This is a genomic window from Verrucomicrobiia bacterium, from assembly GCA_035629175.1.
GTDB lineage: Bacteria > Verrucomicrobiota > Verrucomicrobiia > Limisphaerales > DASXHY01 > DASXHY01.
The window spans coordinates 31353-51484 of record DASPIL010000084.1; the positions used below are offsets into that span (position 1 = coordinate 31353).

Here is a 20132-nt window from a genome sequence, read left to right on the forward strand (position 1 = left end):
GTCGCAACAGCTCTTAAACCCTAACCCTACCAACTGGGTAAAAGCCCGCCTCTAAACAGGCGGGCTTTTCGCTTTTTTTCTGTCAGCCGAACACTGACAAAAAAACATGGCGCATGTCCGACAGGATAATGCGCCTCTCTCCGATTTCTGCACTGAACCACAACCGGCACCGTGGGCGCGCTATGTGGAACAGATTTAGTGCAATTTTTGGCCTGGTGGCGTTTTCCCTCGCAGCGGCACCGGCCGTCGACGTTAACAACACCATGGAATATGCGGTCCAGGTGAGCGCCCGAACCGAGATGACCCCGGCGCAAATCACGCTGGATTGGGTTCAGGACTCTGCCGTTGCCCCGGAAAGCTATACGCTTTTTCGCCGCTCGCCCAATTCCGACTCGTGGGGCGATGGCATCACGCTTCCTGGTTCGCAAACCTCGTTTGTCGATGAAGGCGTTTCAGCCGGCAGCGCTTACGAATACCAGATCGTGAAGAAGACCCGCGGTTACACCGGCTACGGATACATCCAGGCCGGCATTCGCGTCCCCGTTGAAGAATATCGTGGAAAGCTCCTGCTCGTTGTCGACAACACCCATGCTGCCACTCTTTCAACCGAGCTCGAACGATTGCGCCAGGATATCACCGGCGATGGTTGGACTGTGATCCGCATTGACGTGGATCGGTCCGCTACGGTGGAAGCAGTGAAAGGCCAAATCAAGGCGCAGTACGATCTCGATCCGTCGAATGTCAAAGCCGTGTTCCTCTTTGGACACGTTCCGGTTCCCTACTCTGGCAACATTGTTCCCGACGGCCATTACCGCGAACACGAAGGCGCATGGCCTTGCGACGGTTATTACGCTGACATGGACGGTGTCTGGACGGATCAGACGGTTGATGTGCGGATCGCGAACGATTCCCGAAATCACAACACGCCTGGTGATGGAAAGTTCGATCAATCGATCTTCCCGTCTGAATTGGAACTGATGATTGGCCGTGTGGACCTGGCGAACATGCCGGGCCGGCTGAGCGCGCAGGGCACCCCGACGTTTCGCGACGAATGTGAACTTCTCCGCAATTACCTGAACAAGAATCATGGATTTCGGACGGCGCAGTTTGGAGCCCCCGAGCGGGCATTTGTCGGCGACTACTTTGGAGCTCGCGATGGCGAGGCGTTTGCCGCAAGCGGCTGGCGAAATTTCGCTCCGTTCTTCGGCCCTTCCAACATTCAGGCTCTCCGCCAGCCCGGCACCTGGATATCCACTCTCAGCAGCAACGCCTGCCTGTGGGCTTACGGTTGCGGCTCCGGCAGCTACACCAGCATCGGCGGGATCGGCCGGGTCGGCGGTTATGCCGATGGTCTCACGACTGAAATGGTCAACAGCAACGTGAAGACCGTTTTCGCCATGCTCTACGGAAGCTGGCTCGGAGACTGGGATTCTGAAGACAACATCCTGCGCGCGGTGCTCGCGACCCCCGAATACGGTTTGGCGAGTGTTTGGTCCGGCCGCCCTCATTGGTTCATGCATCACATGGCCCTCGGTCAACCCATCGGCTTCAGCGCTTTGCTGACACAGAACAATGGCAACTCAGGCCTGTACAGGAATCAACGAAACAGCTGCGCGGGATGGACGCACACCGCGCTTATGGGCGATCCCACCCTTCGCATGCATGTGGTGGCGCCGCCGACCGAAGTTGCTGCGCATCTCAGCAACAACGCCGTCATCTTGAGCTGGACTGCTGCTGCTGCAGACGATGCCATCGAAGGATACAACGTCTATCGGGCCGCGAATGAGTCCGAACCGTTCGTGCGCGTGAACAAGGAAGTCATTAAAGGCAACAGCTTCATTGATGCCGATGCCGCCCTGGGCGCTCATGCCTACATGGTGCGCGCGGTGAAACTGCAGGCCTCCGCCAGCGGGACTTACGTGAATCTGAGCCAGGGAGCAATCGTCCCGGCATTCAGTGCCCCGCAAGAAATTGCTGTTGCGACAAATGTCCCGGCGGTTGTCGAAGAAACGCCAGCCGTTTCAGAAATCTCAGGTGAATTGCTTTCCGCCACGGGCGAAACGTCAGATGCGCTTTGGTACAATGATTCGCTGCCAGCCGGTGCAATTCGCGATTCGAGCGGAGGTGACAACTGGGCGTGGGTGACAAGCAATCCAGCACCCTTCTCGGGATCCGCAGCCCATCAATCCGCAATCGCGTCCGGCCTGCACCAGCATTTCTTCAGCGCCGCAACACCGATGAACGTTGCCGGAGGCGACCGATTGATTGCTTACGTTTACGTCGATCCCAGCAACGTTCCGCAACAGCTGATGCTGCAATGGAGCGATGGGAACTGGGAACACCGCGCCTACTGGGGCGACAATCATCTTTGGTGGGGAACCGACGGAACCGCCAGTTCACGCCGAATGGGCGCAATGCCGCCAGCCGGGCAATGGGTTCGCCTTGAAGTGCCCGCAGTCCAGGTGGGACTCGAAGGCCGACCCGTGTCGGGAATGGCGTTCACTCTATTCGGAGGACGTGCCACATTCGATTACGTGGGCCGCGCAACAACCACGCAAACCGCCACGCCTCCTCCCGCCACAAACAACGTTCCGTCAACGATTGGAGACGTGAGTTGGGTCAACGACGCCCTGCCGTCCGGCGCTGTCGGGGACAGCAGCGGTGGCGACACATGGGACTGGGTGGCGAGCAATCCCTCTCCGCAACTCGGAGCCAAGGCGCATCAGTCCACCGCGAGTGCCGGCCTGCACCAGCATTTCTTCACCTCCGCAAGCCCGCTGGCGGTGGGTTCCGGCGACAAGCTTTATACCTACGTCTATCTCGATCCCGCCAATCCGCCCAGCCAGGTCATGCTGCAATGGTATGACGGCTCGTGGGAACATCGCGCGTATTGGGGCGACAACCACTTGTGGTGGGGCACGGACGGGACCGCGAATTCATGGCGTGCAGGTCCGCTTCCGGCGGCCGGACAATGGGCACGTCTCGAAGTGCCTGCCGCAAAAGTCGGCCTGGAAAACCGTTCACTCACGGGAATGGCCTTTACGCTGTTTGGCGGCAAGGCGGCCTGGGATAACGCGGGAAAATCCGGCTCGGCCCCCGTTACTCCACCCGTCACCAACAGCACGCCGGCGAACCCGGGGAACGGAACGAGCACGAACTCGACGCCCAGTGTTCCTCCTGCAACCAGCAATTCGGTTCCGGTGATCAACACCAATCAGCCCGTAACGACCACGACCAATTTCCCTGCAGTGTCGCTGGCCAGCACCAATCCGCTCCTGCCCGGCACCAGCGTGATCGACAACCTTCTATTGCAGATGCCGAAGGTCGGCGACTACGGCCTGCACGTGCTTACGCCAACGCTCCTTGAATTGAAGCTCTTCACCACCAAGGACCCGAACGCGGCAAGCGTTTCGACCTGGAACCTCGTCAACGGCGCGCTGACGTTCATCGCACCTGGCTTGAACGAGTTTGTGGTGACTGCCAATGGACAGCCGGTCGGCGTCACAGCCGTTGGATTCAAACGCCGCCCTCTGTATGCGCCGCTCGTCAACTATGACCTGCGCATCGAAAACTCGCTGTATCTCCAGCTCAGCGCGCCATTGTCGGACAACCAGACGGTGGTCGTCAGAAATCCCACGGCGTCGCTCTGGACCACCAACATGACCTACGCGGCCGCGGTGGATCCGCTGCGCTACAGCCCCGCGATTCACGTGAACCATGAAGGTTACATGCCCGGCTATTCCAAGAAGTCCATGGTGGGTTACTACATCGGAAATCTGGGCGAACTGAACGTGATACCCTCCGCTGGATTCAAGCTGGTGAATGCAAAGACGGGAGCAACGGTCTTTAACGGAAACCTGACCCAGCGTTCCGACGTGGGCTACAGCTACACACCCAAGCCGTATCAGCTCGTGTATGAAGCTGACTTCACCAGCTTCAATGTGCCTGGCGAGTATCGGCTCGTGGTGCCCGGGATGGGAGCATCCCTGCCCTTCAACATCACCGAGGGCGTAGCCATGAACTTTGCGCGCGCATATGCGCTCGGCCTGTATCATCAACGTTGCGGCGCCGATAATGTCCTGCCCTTCACCCGCCATACTCACGAGAAGTGCCATGTGGCGCCGGCGGATGTGCCCGCGTCTTCCGCGCAATTTCCGTTCACGTGGAGCAAAATTGCGGAATACGCGAACATCATTAATCCCGACAATCCGCAGTCCAGCGCGCGCAAACTGACTGGTCCTGACGCGCAGCTCTATCCGTTCGTGCGCACCGGCAAGATCGACGTCTCCGGCGGACATCACGACGCCGGTGACTACAGCAAGTACACGCTCAACAGCGTGGCTTTGATTCATTACCTCACCTTCGCGGCGGATTCGCTGCCGGGTGTGAAATCCCTGGACAACCTCGGAATCCCGGAAAGCGGTGATGGGATCAGCGACATGCTTCAGGAAGCGAAATGGGAAGCGGACTTCCTCGCCAAGATGCAGGACAGCGACGGCGGATTCTACTTCCTCGTGTATCCGCACAATCGTGAATACGAAGGCAACGTCCTTCCGGAGAACGGCGATCCTCAGCTCGTGTGGCCCAAGACCGCCACGGCGACCGCTTCATCAGTGGCTGCACTCGCCGAGATCGGTTCCTCGCCGGCATTCAAGGCGCACTATCCGCACGCGGCGGCCCTCTACATGCAAAAGGCGCAGCTCGGGTGGCAGTTCCTGATGAACGCAATCGCACAGCACGGCCGCAATGGCATTTACCAGAAGATCACTCATTACGGTGACGACTTTGGTGACAACGACGAACTCGCCTGGGCTGCGGCTTCGCTGTTTGCCGCGACGGGCGATCCCCAGTATCAGCAGAAGCTCATGGAATTCCTGCCTGATCCCACGCACCCTTCGACATTTCGCTGGGGCTGGTGGCGCCTGTTCCTGTGCTATGGAAACGCCGTGCGCAACTACGCCTTCGCAGTTCGCAGCGGACGCCTCCAGCCGAATCAGGTGAACGCGGCCTACATGGCAAAGTGCGAATCGGTGATTGTCGCCGCGGGTGATGATTACGTCACCTGGTCGAAGCAGAACGCGTATGGAACCAGTTTCCCCGAGGCCACGAAACGTGTGCGGGGCGCGGGCTGGTATTTCTCAGGCGAACAGACGTTCGATCTCACCGTGGCGTATCAGATCACGGCGAAGCCGGATTACATCACGGCCATTCTCGCGAACATGAACTTCGAAGGCGGCTGCAATCCCGTAAACGTCTCGTATGTCACTGGCATGGGCTGGAAACGTGAACGCGACGCGGTCAGCCAGTACGCTGCAAATGATCGCCGCCTGATCCCTCCGACGGGGCAGCCGATTGGAAACATCCAATGGGGATTCAGTTACCTCGACCTATACCGTGGAACTCTTGCGGGTCTCACCTTCCCGCATGACGAAGCCACAGTGGCTCCGCATCCTTTTTACGATCGATGGGCGGACAGCTGGAACGTCAGCACGGAATATGTGACGTTCCTGCAGGCGCGCAGCCTCGCCACTTACGGATTTCTGGCGGCACAGACGTCCCTGAAGACGCAGCCATGGAAGTCCGCACAGGCGCATATTGTCATTCCGCAGGGAACCATCACAGGTCCTGTTACGTTCTCGCTGCAGGCGCCTGGGCTGGATCTCAGCGATGCGCGCATCGTGTGGGAAACCCGCGATGGCGATCCATACATTGGGCCCACCTATAGCTTCACGCCGCGGAACAACGGCACACAATGGATTGAAGCCGAAGCGCAATTGCCGGACGGGCGCCGGGTGTTTGCGACCGCGGAATTCACTGCGCGCACACCGAATGTGGTTTGGATCGACGACGCACTCCCCGCGGGAGCGGATCCGGCGTCCGACGGCGGCGATTCGTGGAGTTGGATCAGCGGCAGCCCGACCCCGGTTTCCGGCACGCTTGCCCACGAGTCGGGTGTGGTTGGCGCCATTCACCAGCACTTCTTCCGTAATGCGACCGCAACGATGAAAGTGGAGACGGGATCGGTGCTCTATGCATACATTTATCTCGACCCGGCTAATCCGCCAACCTCTGCGATGCTGCAATGGTACGACGGCAACTCATGGGAATATCGAGCATACTGGGGCGCCAATAATATCCCCTACGGCGTTGACGGAACCGTGAGTCGCCGCCGAATCGGGGATCTCCCCGCGGCCGGCCAATGGGTTCAACTTCGGATTCCAGCGAACCAAGTGGGCCTGGAAGGCAAGACCTTGTCAGGAATGGCGTTCACCCTGAATGGCGGGCGCGCCTATTGGGACGCGGCCGGACTGATCAACCCGTCGGCGACGAATGCGCCAGGCAACACCAATTCAACGCTGCCTGTCGTCACAGTCTCCGGCGCAGATGGCGCTCTGCTTGGCAACAAACCCGGCCGGTTTACGTTTACGCGTTCCGGCAACACGAGCTCTCCGTTGAACATCACGTACTCGCTGAGCGGACCCGCTGCGTCGGGAGTGACCCAAGCCGCAGCGGCGACAACGCAGACCCTCAGCGCTGCCGGCCAACCCGCCACCAGCAGCATCATCGCAGCGCCGACTGTGACCATTCCGGCGGGCGCGACGAGCGCGACGCTGACGGTGAATCCCACACCGGCGACGAACCTGGTGGAACCAAAGTCCGTCACTGCCACAGTGGCAGCGACCGGCACCTACCAGGTTGGAACACCGGCGAACGCGACGGTCGTGATTGCCGGGAACGCCGTTGATCAGGCGGCATTGAGCGTCACGGCAGGTTCACCGCGTCTTTCGTGGGCGAGCACGGCTGGCGCGGCTTACCGCATCGCTTACAAGAACAGCCTGGGTGATCCAGCCTGGACGTATCTGCCCAACTCGATCACAGCCACGGGATCACAGACATCCTGGACTGACACAAGCAAAACAGGGCAGCGATTCTACCTGATTCTGCAGGTTCAATAATTACCCGAACGAACACAGCAACGGGCAACGTGACCACTCGCGTTGCCCGTTGTTTTTTCCCGAGGATTCTGGCCGCCGCGCGAGCGGGAAGCACAGCTTTCCGAACCTGCTATATCGCGAGCTTCCAAGCCGGCAGGTTGTGGATCAGCCGAGCACGTTAGAAAACCTGTCCCCCCTCCGCAGCAGGGTGCCAACGGACCGGCGACACAGCGCAGACCTGGAAGTCTGCGCTATGTATGAAGCCGAGATCTGTTCGCGTGGAAGCTCACCCATGGTTTATCACCCAAGCGCCGCATGCATTCAGCATCAGACTTGCGTGGTTTCCCAACGCGCAACATAATCGCGGCTTTAATTGGACGATCTTGAATTATGAATACAGCTCCCATCCGTGTCGCAGTCACCGGCGCCGCCGGCCAGATTGGTTACTCACTGTTGTTCCGCATCGCCTCGGGCGCCATGTTTGGTCCGAATCAGCCCGTGATCCTGAACCTCATCGAGATCGAACCCGCCCTGCCCGCGCTGCAAGGCGTCGTGATGGAACTCGATGACTGCGCTTTTCCGCTGCTCAAAGGCATTGTTGCCACTTCCAGCCTGGATGAAGGTTTTCGCGATGTGAACTGGGCCCTCCTCGTTGGCAGCGTGCCGCGCAAGGCGGGAATGGAGCGAAAGGATCTGCTCGGGATCAACGGAAAAATCTTCGTCGGCCAGGGGAACGCGATTCAGAAAAACGCGTCGAGCGATGTCCGTGTCCTGGTCGTTGGCAATCCCTGCAACACCAATTGCCTGATCGCGATGAACAACGCGCGGTCAATCCCAAGCGATCGCTGGTTTGCAATGACGCGCCTCGACGAAAACCGCGCGAAGACGCAACTCGCAAAGAAGGCAAGCGTCGGCATCACTGCCGTCACTAATCTCGCTGTCTGGGGCAATCACAGTGCCACGATGTACCCCGACTTCCACAATGCCAAGATTGCTGGGCGGCCTGTGACCGAAGTCATAGGGCACCATGGATGGCTCGAAAACGAATTCATCGCCACGGTCCAGCAGCGTGGGGCCGCCATCATCAAAGCTCGCGGGTCGTCCAGCGCTGCCAGCGCCGCCAATGCCGTCGTTGACAGTGTCCGCTCAATCGTGACTCCCACGCCCACCGGCGACTGGAACAGCCTCTGTGTTTACTCGGATGGCAGCTACGGCATTGAAAAGGGACTGATCACCTCATTCCCGGTTCGGAGCAATGGGAAGTCCGTCGAGATTGTACAAGGGTTGCCGATCAACGAATTCAGCCGAGGCAAGATTAACAACACCGTCAACGAGCTAAAGGAAGAGCGGTCAATGGTTAGCGAGCTCTTGCCCAAGTAGGCTCTACTGGAACGCCGGTGCGAGCTGAGGCGCGCACCGGCGTTGCGATTAATGGGCTTCTCACGCGGTCTGCCTCACTCGGATGGGCGCGACCGGCGTGAAGCAATTTACAGTCGGTCGCGATGAGCCGTGCGCATCCGGTACAATGCGCGGATCATTTCGGGAGTCATCCCCGCGGGCTGCTTCGCCGCTTTCTCGAGCCGTCCCTTTTCCAGGCGGATATGCTCAAGCTCCCCTCCGTCCAGCCAGAACCCTCCGCATGCAGGACACTCATCGACTTCGATCGCAATTTGGGGACTGTAAAGGCGCCGCTTCAGTTTCATCTGAGTGCATCGGGGACATTCTTTCCTGCGGCTGGGATCCACCCGCACGTTGGGATCGCGCGGCACGTGAACCAAAGCTTCGCCCACGTATTCCTCGGGCTCATCCACTTGCTGCAGTTCGAAGGTATCGAACCAGATTCCACCGCAGCCTCCACGGCAGATGTCGACGCATAAGGAACCGATTTCGATTTGAGTCAGAGGATGGGAACACGCCGGGCAGTTCATAGCACAGTGTCAGTTGTTGTGCTGCATTGAACGGGGATCACGGCTGGTTGGCAACCCAATTGAACTGCGGCACCCCCCTCTCCTGCGGCGATCAACACCAGCCGCGCCACGGCCCCTCCAGCCGCGAGATGAACGCAACTGGCGGAGGCCGCAGCCTGGCTGGGTCCGTTATGGCCGGCGCATTCTGAAAAACACCGCGCCATTCGACGCATTCACCGGCACCATGATAGAGTTCACGCTGGCGGAACCGGGAAGGTCGCTCCAGTTGGTGCTCAACCCTGCGGCAAGCGTGTTGGTCTGCGCCTGCAAAATCCAACCCGTGTAGCTCGCCGGCCATGAGAGTGTCATGTTCCCGCCGCTCACGCTGAACGTGATATTGGTGGGGGTCGTCGGCAGACCTCCGCCAATCACCGTCAGCGTTCCATTGGTCGGGTTGAAATTCCAATTCACACCCCCTCCGGTGACACTGCTGAAGTTTCCAGTGAATGAAACCGCCGGGAATATCTGAAAACTATCACCAGGAGCCAGGGTGCCGCTCACGTTGGAAACTGTCAGGGACCCACCGTACGCGATACTCGTCACTCCAACGACCTGATCCCGGGTTCCCGTGCTCTTGTTCACTTCGACAAATGCATTCCCGCTCAGTGTCAGGCTGTTGTTGATGGTGAGCGTTCCAATCCCCACGCCAGGCGAGAGGGTTCCGCCAGCCGAGATCGTCACCGGGCCCGCGATGGTTCCCGAGCCGCCCAGCGCGCCGCCGGATACGGTCGTGGCACCCGTATAGGTGTTTGCGCTCATTACATTCAAGGTTCCACTGCCCTGCTTCGCAACTCCCATGGGATTTAACCCATCAGCAATGATGCCGGTGAGGGAAATATCGCCGCTGCCCTGGAACGTGATGACCTGCGCATCATCCGTGGTGGCCGTGACGTTCCCCGCCAGCGTGAGCAGTCCCGCGTCCGACTGAATCACGTACCGGGTGCCCCCCGGATTCAGCGTGAGGTTGCCTGCGAGGGTGTTATTTCCTGTCACGCTCTGTATTGCAGGAATCGCAGGGGAACGTCCGGCGATCGTGATCTCCTGGCTGACCGTGATATTCCCGCGGGTTCCGTCGAGCTCGAGGGTCGAGCTGCCCCCCAGGGTGTTTCGAATCGCAATTGGACTTTGCACGCCGGAAATCGCGCCGGGATGCGCCACGCGAAGACTGCCATCGCTGGCTCCGTTTGCTGCCGTGTCCACGTTCAGTATGCCCGTGAAAGTGTTCGGACCGGCAAGGATCAATGTGCCGGCGCCCGATTTGGTGAGGGTTCCGCTTCCTGTGATGTCGTTGGAAATCACGAGGCTGAATCCTGATCCAACATTGAATCCACCCGCCGCGCCGCTGACCGTGAATCCGCGCAGACCATCGGCGAATGCAAGGTTCGTGGTGACACCGAGGGAGCCGCCATTCAACGTGACGAAATCAGGCGCGAAGGCTGCGATGCCGCCAAGTGCCGAAAGCGCCGGGATTGCCAGTGTTCCGCCGTTGATGAACGTCTTGCCCGTGTAGGTGTTGGTGGCTGCAACGGTCCAGGTTCCGCCGTCATTTTTTGTCAGCGAACCAATTCCAAGGTTAATCGGTCCTGCTACGGTTCCGTTGCCTCCGCCCGCCAGGGTGAGACTGAAACCGTTGCCGCTAATGCCGTTCGCATGGGTCAGATTCAACGTCGCGCCGCCATCCACGCCAATGACGCTGTCGGCCGTGAGAGACACCGCTCCGCTCCAGGTCGTCACGCCGTTGCCGCCCTTGCGCAATGCGCCCGCGCTGTCGGGGCCGCCGCCAGCCACGGACACAGCCTCACCATTGAAATCGATATTCGCATCGAGATACATGCGGGCCCCGTTTTCAATGATCGTTCCTGCTGCGGTCGTTCCGAGCGCGTTGGGGTTCCGCGGATTCAGCGAACCGGCAGAGATGATCGTGGCGCCTGTATAACTGTTGCTGCCCGAGAGGACCAGCGTGCCTGCTCCCGCGATGCTGACGACGCCGCCGCTGACGTTGCCAGAGAGCGTGATTGCGCCGCTGCCGCCCAGGTTGGTGATGTTGCCCGCACCGCTGATGACGTTCGTGTAGGTATAATCCGAGGAACGATTGAAGAGCAGAGTGGCGTTATTCGTCGTGGGACCCGATCCGAGCGTGCCGTTGGCACCACCAAGATTCGGACCGCCGACCTGCAGCGTGCCTGCATTGATCACCGTGGGGCCCGTATACGAGTTGTCGGTCTCAAGGGTAAGAACGCCCGTGCCACTCTTCGTCAAGCGGCCCGTTGCTATGCCGCCGCTGTTGCCTGTGATGAAGGTGTAGTCCTGGGACGAGTTCACTGTGACCGACCCGGGCGATACGAGCCCAGCGATATTAACCGGCGGATTCGCCGAACCCGAGTTGTCAAACGTCACCGCATCGCCGGTAAAGAAAACCTGGTTGGTGCCGGACTGGATCCAATTCGGCGTGATGCCGACGTCCCACGCGTTACCACTGCCGTCTCCATCCCAGGTCAGGACAGCGGGGACGTGTGCCACGATCAGTCCGATCGTTTTGGCGGTCGTATTGTTGGTGATCACGAATCCGGGCGGCGCGACCAGGTTTTCCACCGCGCCCGAGAATGTGTTGTACGTAAAGAGAGTGTAGGTTCCCAGACCCGGTGCGCCTGCAAGCAGGTTCACGTTCAGTGTCGTTGACCCGGCGATGTTGAGATTGCCGGTAACAGCGATCAGGTCATTCACGCCTCCGCCAGCCACAGTGGTATCACTCAGTTCAAAATTCAAAGTCCCGCCGCCATTCAGCGCCAGGCCTCCATTTACAGTCAGGGTCCCAGCCCCGGTGCCTGGCGCGATGATTGAGCCAAAACCGTCAGCGACGCTCCCCACCACCGTGCCTGAGCCGCCAAGTTGCTGGCCAAATCCGAGCGTGAGTCCTCCAGCCACGGCAGAGACGTTAAACGTCGCGCCAGCGCCCACAACAATGTTTGTGCTTGATCCAATCGAGCCGGCAGCGCCCAGTGACAGAACGCCGTTGCTGACGATCGTCGAACCCGTGTATGAGACGGCGCTGTTGAGAGTGAGAGTGCCGGCGCCAAGCTTGATGAATCCGCCAGTACCGCCATTGCCGAAGCCGTTTGCGAACGTCACGTTATTGGCACCCACATCGATTCCAGCTGTGCCGTTGAAATTGATCGGAATCCCCGGGCCAGAAAGATCGAAGGTATTGCCGCTGCCCCAACGCAATGTGCCGCCGCCAAAATTCACCGCGGTCGTGGTTTCAACAGCGAGCGGAAGGTTTGCCAGCGACGCAAAATCGAGAACACCGCCGTTCAAATTCAGCGCTCCGATGATGGTGTTGTTTCCGCGCAGGAGCGCAGTGCCTCCACCGGTCTTCGTGAGGCCATTCGAGCTCACCAAAGGTGCGTTGATTGTCACGCTGTTCTGGTTTACTGCAAGGACGGGCGCTCCAGCAGGCGATGTGATCCCGGTGTTCAGGCGCAGGATGCTCCCGCCGCTGGCGTTCAAGTTCCAGTTGTTCAATCCCGCCGGCGAGCCGAATCGCAGTTGTCCGATGGATCGTGATGAATCCAATGTCACCGTGCGATCGGCAGTCAGGTTGACTCCCGTGAAATCCGCGATAAACCCGGCACCATTGGCTGCCAGGCCACCGGCCCAGTTGTTCGTGACACTCCACGTGCCATCCGCATCGGCAACCCACGATCCATCTGAGAACTGTCCCAGGGTTACTGCGACGTTGCTGAACGTGAAAACCCCGCCGGCAGCCGTCCAGGTGCTGCCGCCGCTCAGGAATCCCACCTGATCAAAGGAGAACCCGCCTTGGGTTGTGGCTTGCGTGTTGGTGTAACGCCCCGCGAACAAATAGGTGCTGGGATCCAGCCCCTGCAGTTTCCAGCGCACCAAGGTGGAAGTCGCGCTGAGCCGGGTTACGGAGATGAAGAAATCGTAGGTGCCCTCGCCCCAGCCGGCTGCAAACGAAGTCCCAACCAGCCCGGGCTGGGTTGTGCCGGTTCCCGAACCATAAAGTCCCGTGTTTGGAATGCTCCGCAAATAAAGCCCTCCGCCGCCGCCGCCAGTCGGATTGCCAATCATGTAGCCGGCCCAGCCAGTGTCTGCAGGATTCGATCCCTTATGAAAGAGGCCGATCCGGAACTGCACGTTACCCGCCGTATTGACAGGACCCGTCAGGCTTACCTGACCCGTGGCAATCGCGGTGTCTCCAGGATTGTTGAGGGTGATGGTCGTCCCGAACGGGCTGTTGCCGAAAAGATTCCCGTTAAACACCGCTCCGGTATGCGTGTAGATCGGTGACGTGGTGTTCGCATCGGTCAAAGTCCAATTCGGGTTTGGTGTGAACGGATCGTTAACCCATGCTGCAACATTGTGCGTCTGCGCTTCGACCCCTGCCGCGCCCAGGCAAAGTGCGAAAGCGATGGGCAGGAGGGTGCGGGATGGAAACTCCAAACAGGATAAGTGCTTCATAATCTTGAAACGTTCTGCTGTTTCTGCATTGCGGGTTGCTCAACCTGTCGTGACTGACGAATTCCAGACCTCGGCTGGAAGTTGTGGCTGTTGAATGGACCGGTTCTATCACAGACGCAGGAAAATTGCTTCCCCCAAACGGGTGATTTTTTTCCACGGCCATGTCATGGCGGCAGGCATCCTTGCCCGTGGTGGAACCGGGCTTCCAGCCCTGTGGAAGGAACCTCAAGCCGTGAGAATTGACAGGATCTGAGTGTCTCTCGTGCTTAACGGTTTTCCTGGCGGCAGGGATGCACGCCCACTATGTCAGGCAAGATGCCTGACGCCATCCTTGCACCGAAAAATAGCCCGCCGATCGTTTCACGCTCGACAGGTTTCCCATCGAAGGCCATTATCCTGCCCGAATACGGCCTGTGCCCCAAGAGCAGGCGGACCCGGTAAGACTCATCATTATGAATATGGAGGCGGACTTCCGACCCTTTGAGAGGTTCGCAATTGATCCCAATCTGCAATGAAACGCATCCTCTTCGTCACCTCCCTCGTTCTGCTCGTCGGATTGTCTGTTCTATGGACTCTGCGATCTCCACGAAATCCGGTTGTTTCCGCATTGCCACGCGCGAGCGCGGCGCCCCTTGCTGACAACCTGGAGCAACCGTCTTCCGCTCCAACCCACATCGCCTCTGCACTGCCGCGTGTCGCAACCCCGCCGTTGAACACAAACAGTTCACGCGAGACAAACGCGTTTTCGGTCTTTAACGATTGGATGGCCACGAGGCGGACCAACGCATCAGCCTCTACAGACGCCCAGGGCGAGGCGCTTGCCTGGAAAAGACGCGAGGCAATGCTGCAGTTGATCCAGAACGATCCCGAACGCGCACTGGCTCACGCCGCACCGTTCGCATGGCGGCAGCAACTCCCCTCCCAGATCACTCGGCACCTGGAAACGTGGGTGGATGGCCGGGGTTCCTTCGAAGTTGCAATGGCGCAAATGCAAACCGGAACCCGCACCTATCGCTGGGTCGTCATCGGCGAGCAACGCTACGACGCTTTCGTTTACGGCCGGCTTCGGACTGAACCTTCGCGAACAAACGTGCCGCTGCACGGCATCGTTCTTGACAACAAGATGGCCGTTAGTTCCGAACCTGTGCGGAAGCTGGACTCCTCAGAAGCGGCGCGTCGCGACTCTTCCTCTGGCGTGAAACGCTGCCGCGTCTGCCTGGAGTACTTTACGTTCCCCGGTGACGGTGTCGCGGCTGAGCTGGGCGGCGAGGTGGGCTGGTTCTGCAGTCCAGAACACCTGCAGGTCGTCAATTCACAGTGGAAAACTGCGGCGTTTGCCGGACGAAGCGCCGCGCAGATCGTTGCGGGCGGTGGGAGTTCCTGGACCTTCGGCCGGAAAACGCTTCTCTACATTCGCGTCAATTTCCCCGATGACCTCACGGAACCGGTTTCCGAGGCGGACGCCTACAACACGATGAATGCGGTGAACCATTTCTACACGGAGAGTTCCTACAATCAAACGTGGATCACGACAACCGTCACGCCGCTGGTCACTGTGCGGGAGACACGATCGTGGTACAGCACCGCCGGGCCGTCGGCACTGCTAAGCCACGCACGCGACGCCGCGCGGAAGGCAGGCTTTGATACGGCGAATTACGACCTCGACATCGTCAGCCACACCAGTGTGCCTGGCTACGATTGGGCGGGATTGGGCGCTGTGGGCGGAAAAGGCACCTGGCTGCAGGCCTACGATTTTCGCGTGACTGCGCATGAACTTGGCCACAACTACGGCATACTGCACGCGAACTTCTGGGACACCACGACCAACCTGAGCAGCGTCGTTGGCGTGGGTACCAACCGTGAATATGGAAACGTGTTCGATACGATGGGTGCCGCGGGAACGCCTGCAAACCACTTCAACGCAGTGTTCAAAGGCCAGCTGGACTGGCTTTCCACCTCCTCGGTTCATGATGTGACCACCAATGGCGTTTTCCGAATGTACCCGCTCGACCTTCCAGAGCGGATCAACGGACGGAAATATGCCGCGAGAATTCGCAAGGATTTCGAGCGGGATTACTGGCTCGAATTGCGGCATCGCTTCACCAACAATGTGTCCATCCGCAACGGCGTGTTGTTGAATTGGTCGCCGTGGTCGGGAAGCGACGGCGGAACGGACCTGCTGGATACCACGCCCGAAACTCCCAACCTGGGCGACTCCGCAGTCGTGATCGGCCGGACGTTCACGGATCCTGTGGGTGAAGTCCACATCACGCCAATTGGACGCAGCCAGGTGAACGTTGATCCGTGGATCGATGTTCGGGTGCAGATTGGATCGGATCCGCTGAACCTTCCGCCGTTTCTTGCCGTTGAGATCAGCCAGACCAACGTGGCGCCCAACCAACCCGTCTCGTTCCATGCCACCGCCACAGACCGGAACAACGATTCCCTGGCATATTTTTGGCGATTCGATGACGGAACGTTTTCTACGAACAATCAGCCATGGATTCTCAAAGGGTGGTCAGCTCCGGGCGAACACGTCGTGCGCTGCGAAGTCAGCGACATGAAAGGCGGGCGCGCGAGCGTCAATGCCTTGGTGACGGTTGGCCAGCCCCAGGGTTTCCGCGTCAGCGGCATCATCCTGGACGCCAACGACGATCCCATCGAAGGCGTCCGCGTTGACAACGGCGCCGACGGGCAACCTGGCGACAAATTTTCGTTCACTGACAGTGACGGCTATTTCGTGCTGCCCGGCTTGTCGGGAGATTTGATGCTGGCGGCAACGAAATACGGTTACTCCTTTACGAACTTGAATGGAGACGGGCCCATGTTCGTGGAAGGGAACACCAACGTAAACTTTCTGGCGCTCCCACAGCCGACGCTGCGCATCACCGTCACAACCAATCGCTTCATCGAGAACGCGCAGACCAATGCGGAGTTGCGGATCGCGCGAACCGGCAGCACGAATGAGGACCAAACCTTGACCCTGTGGGTGGCGGGCTCAGCCGAGCTGGGCAACGACATCAACGTCAATCCTGCACTCACCTCCGGCAGCAATTCTGTCGTCATTCCCGCGGGAGAGGAGTATGTCACCTTCACGGTTTCGCCTGTGAACAACACCATCACTGAAGCCACCGAGACGATGAGCTTCACGTTGATCGAGGATCCCAGTTACCCCCTGACCGCGCCCGGCGAGGCGCGGATTACCGTCATCGACGATGATTCCTCCGCTGTTCCGCTGGTGACGCTTGGCGTGCATGTTTCCCAGATCGTGGAAAACGGCATCGATTCAGCCGCGTTTGTGTTTTCGCGCAGCGGATCCACTGCAAGCCCATTGCAGGTCGTCTACAACGTCTCAGGCAGCGCAACTGCCGGGACGGACTATCCCACCCTCGTTGGAGTATTAGTCATTCCCGCGGGCAGCAGCAGCGCGCGATTGGAGTTCAAGCCACATGATGACAAGGACGTAGAGGCGGACGAAACCGTCACGGTGACATTGTCTCCGAATCCCGCCTATACGGGCGGCGGGGCTGCCGCAACGACGACCATCATCGACGATGACCTGCTCGTCGTCAGCGCCAGCCCGGCGTCTCGGGCCGTGGAAGGCACCACGCCGGCCCGCTTCACACTTAAACGCGATGGCGACAAATCCGCAAACCTTGTTGTGTTCTACACCCTGAGTGGCAGCGCAAACGGGGGCGAGGATTATCAGAACCCAACTGGGGCCGTGATGATTCCGGCGGGGCAGACCACGGCAGACGTTGTAATCACAACCATCGACGATGCGCTTGTCGAGGGCGATGAGTCGATCACATTGACGGTTACGGGAAGCCCGTCGTACGACGTGGATAACCCGGCTGCAGCCACTGTGTTGATCATGGATAATGAGAAGCAGACTGTGACGGTCGACACTGTCATTGCGTCCGCGTCCGAACCCGGCAGCGACTTCGCGTCGTTTACGATCTCACGGGGCTCTGTCGTTTCGGGGAATCTTGCCGTGCCGATCAGGATAAGCGGATCGGCCATTCCTGGAACCGACTATGTGCCACTCGACAGCGTTGTGACGATTCCGAATGGTTCCAGTTCCGTGGGCCTGGACGTGATTGTCTTCGACGACCTGCATCGGGAGGAAACAGAACAGGTGATTGTCACCCTTGTGCCCGGCACCAATTACAACGTGGGGAACACGGGCGCCCAGGTTCTGATCATGGACAACGACGACTTCGCCGTTCCTGCGGTTGGCTTCTCGTTTCTTGCGTCACAGGCGTTCGAACACGAATCACCAGGCATCAGCGTGGCTCTCAGTTACACCTCGACAGTTCCTGTCGCCGTGAACTTTCGCGTTCTTGGAGGCACAGCAACGCCGGCCGACTACACGCTGGGTGGCGGGCAGATTACGTTTGAGCCCGGCGAGAGCGCGATTTCCCTTCCGCTGTCAATCATCGATGACACCATCGTGGAAGCCGACGAAACGATTCGCCTGACGCTTTACGATCCCGAGAGTGCCACGCACGATGGCTACAGGATTCATACGCAAACGATCCTGGACAACGACGGTGCCGCATTGTCGGTGACCAGTATGGGTGATGCGTTCGAAGCCGGCGGGGTGGCTGGAAAATTCCGGATCACACGCACGGGAAACACAAATCTCGCGCAGCCGATTTTGGTCCAGGTGACCGGCACCGCCAGCGCCCCGAGTGACTACACGCCCATCGGAACCAACGTCGTCATTCCAGCGGGACTCACGTTCGTGGATGTTCCTGTCGCCGCTGCTGATGATGGGACGGTGGAGCTCGATGAAACTGTGGTATTTACGCTCATTGGCGCAAGCGGTTGCAGAATTGCGGCTCCGCGGTCAGCGACGCTGCAGATCATCGACAACGACCCCAACGCCTTGCCCGTGGTGTCCTTGTCGTCGACCAACAAACCTTACGCCGTGGAGGGTGGCGCGATTGGCGAATTTATTATTTCGCGAACAGGATCAACCGCGTCTCCCTTGAACGTCGCGTTCACGATGAGCGGCGTGGCCGGAAACGGCAGTGACTTTCAGCTTCTCACCAACGGAGTTACCATTCCCGCGGGTCAGATGGCGGCGATCGTTCCTGTCCTGCCGATCGATGACAATCTGCTGGAGGGCGAGGAATCCGTGATTCTGACCCTGACCATCCAGCCGCAATACCGGGTCGCCTTCGCCGGCGGCGCAGCCATTACACTTCAGGATAACGAACAAAATGTACGGGTGGAACCAAGCGACCTCGAAGGATCGGAACCCGGCACCGACCCGGCGGCGTTTACCTTCACACGCTTTGGAACCACGAATACGCCCGTGCAGGTTTTCTTCACGATCGGTGGAACGGCGGGTGGCGGAACAGACTACTCGGCGCTCGGAAACTCCGTCACCATCCCTGCTGGCAGCCTAAGCGCAACACTGCCGGTCCTGCCGTTGGACGATGCCCTGGTTGAAGGTCCCGAAACCGTGACGTTGACGCTCCAGAGCCACGCGGCTTATCAACTCGGCACTCCTGTGTCAGCAACCGTCACCGTGCAGGATGACGAGCCAGCATTCACAATCGTTGCGATAAACTCATCCGTGACGGAGGGCGCACCTGAACCCGGAACATTCCGAATCCTGCGCGCTGGGGATCCGTTCCGCGATGTGACCGCACGCATCGCACTGGGAGGGACGGCAACCTTTGGCGTTGATTACCCTCCGTTCGGCACGAACATTTTATTCAACTGTGGCGTCATTGCCGTGGACCTGCCGGTGTATCCCACCAATGAACTTTCCGTGGAAGCGCTCGAAACGGTTTCAGCACGGCTCCTGCCGCACGCCAGCTATACCATCCTTTCACCGAGCAATGCAGTGATCAGCGTTACGGACGCTGCGACATTCCGCGCTCCGCAGGTGCGATTAACCAGTCCGACCGCCAGCCCGATATTTCTGCTCGGAACAAATGCCAACATCATCCTTGAAGCGGAAGTCATCGACGATGGTGATAGCAATACGCTCGTGACGTTGCTTTGGACCAATGTGGCAGGACCGTCAGACGTGACCTTCACGAACACCGACCAGGCGATCACCACCGCCAGCTTCACCAATAGCGGCGTCTATGTGCTTCGACTCATGGCGGAGGAGAATCAACTGACGAACCACGTGGATCTCACGGTCCTGGTGGACACGTTGGGCGTGCTGTCCAGCAATGTCCTGCGCTGGAGTTTCGACGAAGGCAGCGGCACGAACGTTTCCGATGCCTCAGGGAACGGGCGGCACGGCGTCATCGTTGGCCCTGCAAGCTGGACCACGAACGGCGTGACCGGAAGGGCGCTGCGCCTCAATGGAACGAACAACTTTGTCCAGGAAGCCGTCGCATCAGGCCTGTTCAACGGGATGAAACAATTCACGCTTTCGATGTGGATTTCCGCAACTGGTTCCGTCGCTGACCGTGGAATATTCGCGGCAGATCGCGCCGCGAGTCCCACGTTGAGTCTCTCCATGCGCGCGGCGGCATCGTGCGGAATAGCGACAAATACGATGGAGGCAACGCTCGCGTCGGACCGCGGCGATACGCGCCGCATCAGCAGCGGCAATCGTTTCACGAACGGCTGGCAGCAACTCACGCTTGCCTGGAGCAACGGATTGGCGCCCGCACTTTTCGTTAACGGCCAGCTGGATCAACCCGGCAGCCAGATGGTCCCATTGCGTGGCGTGCTCACAAACAGCGCGGAGTTCCTGATCGGCAAGGGCCCCCTG

The 20132-nt window shown here is 59.4% G+C and carries 5 protein-coding genes; 3 read left to right on the plus strand and 2 right to left on the minus strand.

Annotated elements, in window-relative coordinates; genetic code table 11:
• Window positions 1–215 precede the first annotated feature (215 nt).
• On the plus strand, window positions 216–6956 hold the full coding sequence (locus tag VEH04_15085) for a glycoside hydrolase family 9 protein (GenBank protein ID HYG24102.1): 6741 nt from the start codon (window positions 216–218) through the stop codon (window positions 6954–6956).
• A gap of 369 nt (window positions 6957–7325) precedes the next feature.
• Window positions 7326–8315 (plus strand): malate dehydrogenase, encoded by a 990-nt coding sequence (locus VEH04_15090; GenBank protein ID HYG24103.1) that lies wholly within the window; start codon window positions 7326–7328, stop codon window positions 8313–8315.
• A gap of 107 nt (window positions 8316–8422) precedes the next feature.
• Here the strand turns inward: VEH04_15090 and VEH04_15095 are convergent, their stop codons facing one another.
• The gene (locus VEH04_15095; GenBank protein ID HYG24104.1) at window positions 8423–8863 is read right to left on the minus strand and encodes a zf-TFIIB domain-containing protein; all 441 of its coding nucleotides are present in this window, start codon (window positions 8861–8863) and stop codon (window positions 8423–8425) included.
• Window positions 8864–9031: 168 nt separating this feature from the next.
• Window positions 9032–13384, minus strand: coding sequence for an autotransporter-associated beta strand repeat-containing protein (locus VEH04_15100; GenBank protein ID HYG24105.1), 4353 nt, complete (start codon window positions 13382–13384; stop codon window positions 9032–9034).
• A 511-nt stretch (window positions 13385–13895) separates the two neighbouring features.
• Between VEH04_15100 and VEH04_15105 the strand changes: the two genes are divergently transcribed.
• Window positions 13896–20132: Calx-beta domain-containing protein (locus VEH04_15105; GenBank protein ID HYG24106.1), on the plus strand; the 6237-nt coding region annotated here is incomplete at its 3' end.

What these genes read in the sequence shown, in the direction of transcription:
- VEH04_15090 (HYG24103.1), top strand. Translation starts at nt 7,326, where the DNA reads ATGAATACAGCTCCCATCCGTGTCGCAGTCACCGGCGCCGCCGGCCAG.
- VEH04_15100 (HYG24105.1), bottom strand. Translation starts at nt 13,384, where the DNA reads ATGAAGCACTTATCCTGTTTGGAGTTTCCATCCCGCACCCTCCTGCCC.
- VEH04_15095 (HYG24104.1), bottom strand. Translation starts at nt 8,863, where the DNA reads ATGAACTGCCCGGCGTGTTCCCATCCTCTGACTCAAATCGAAATCGGT.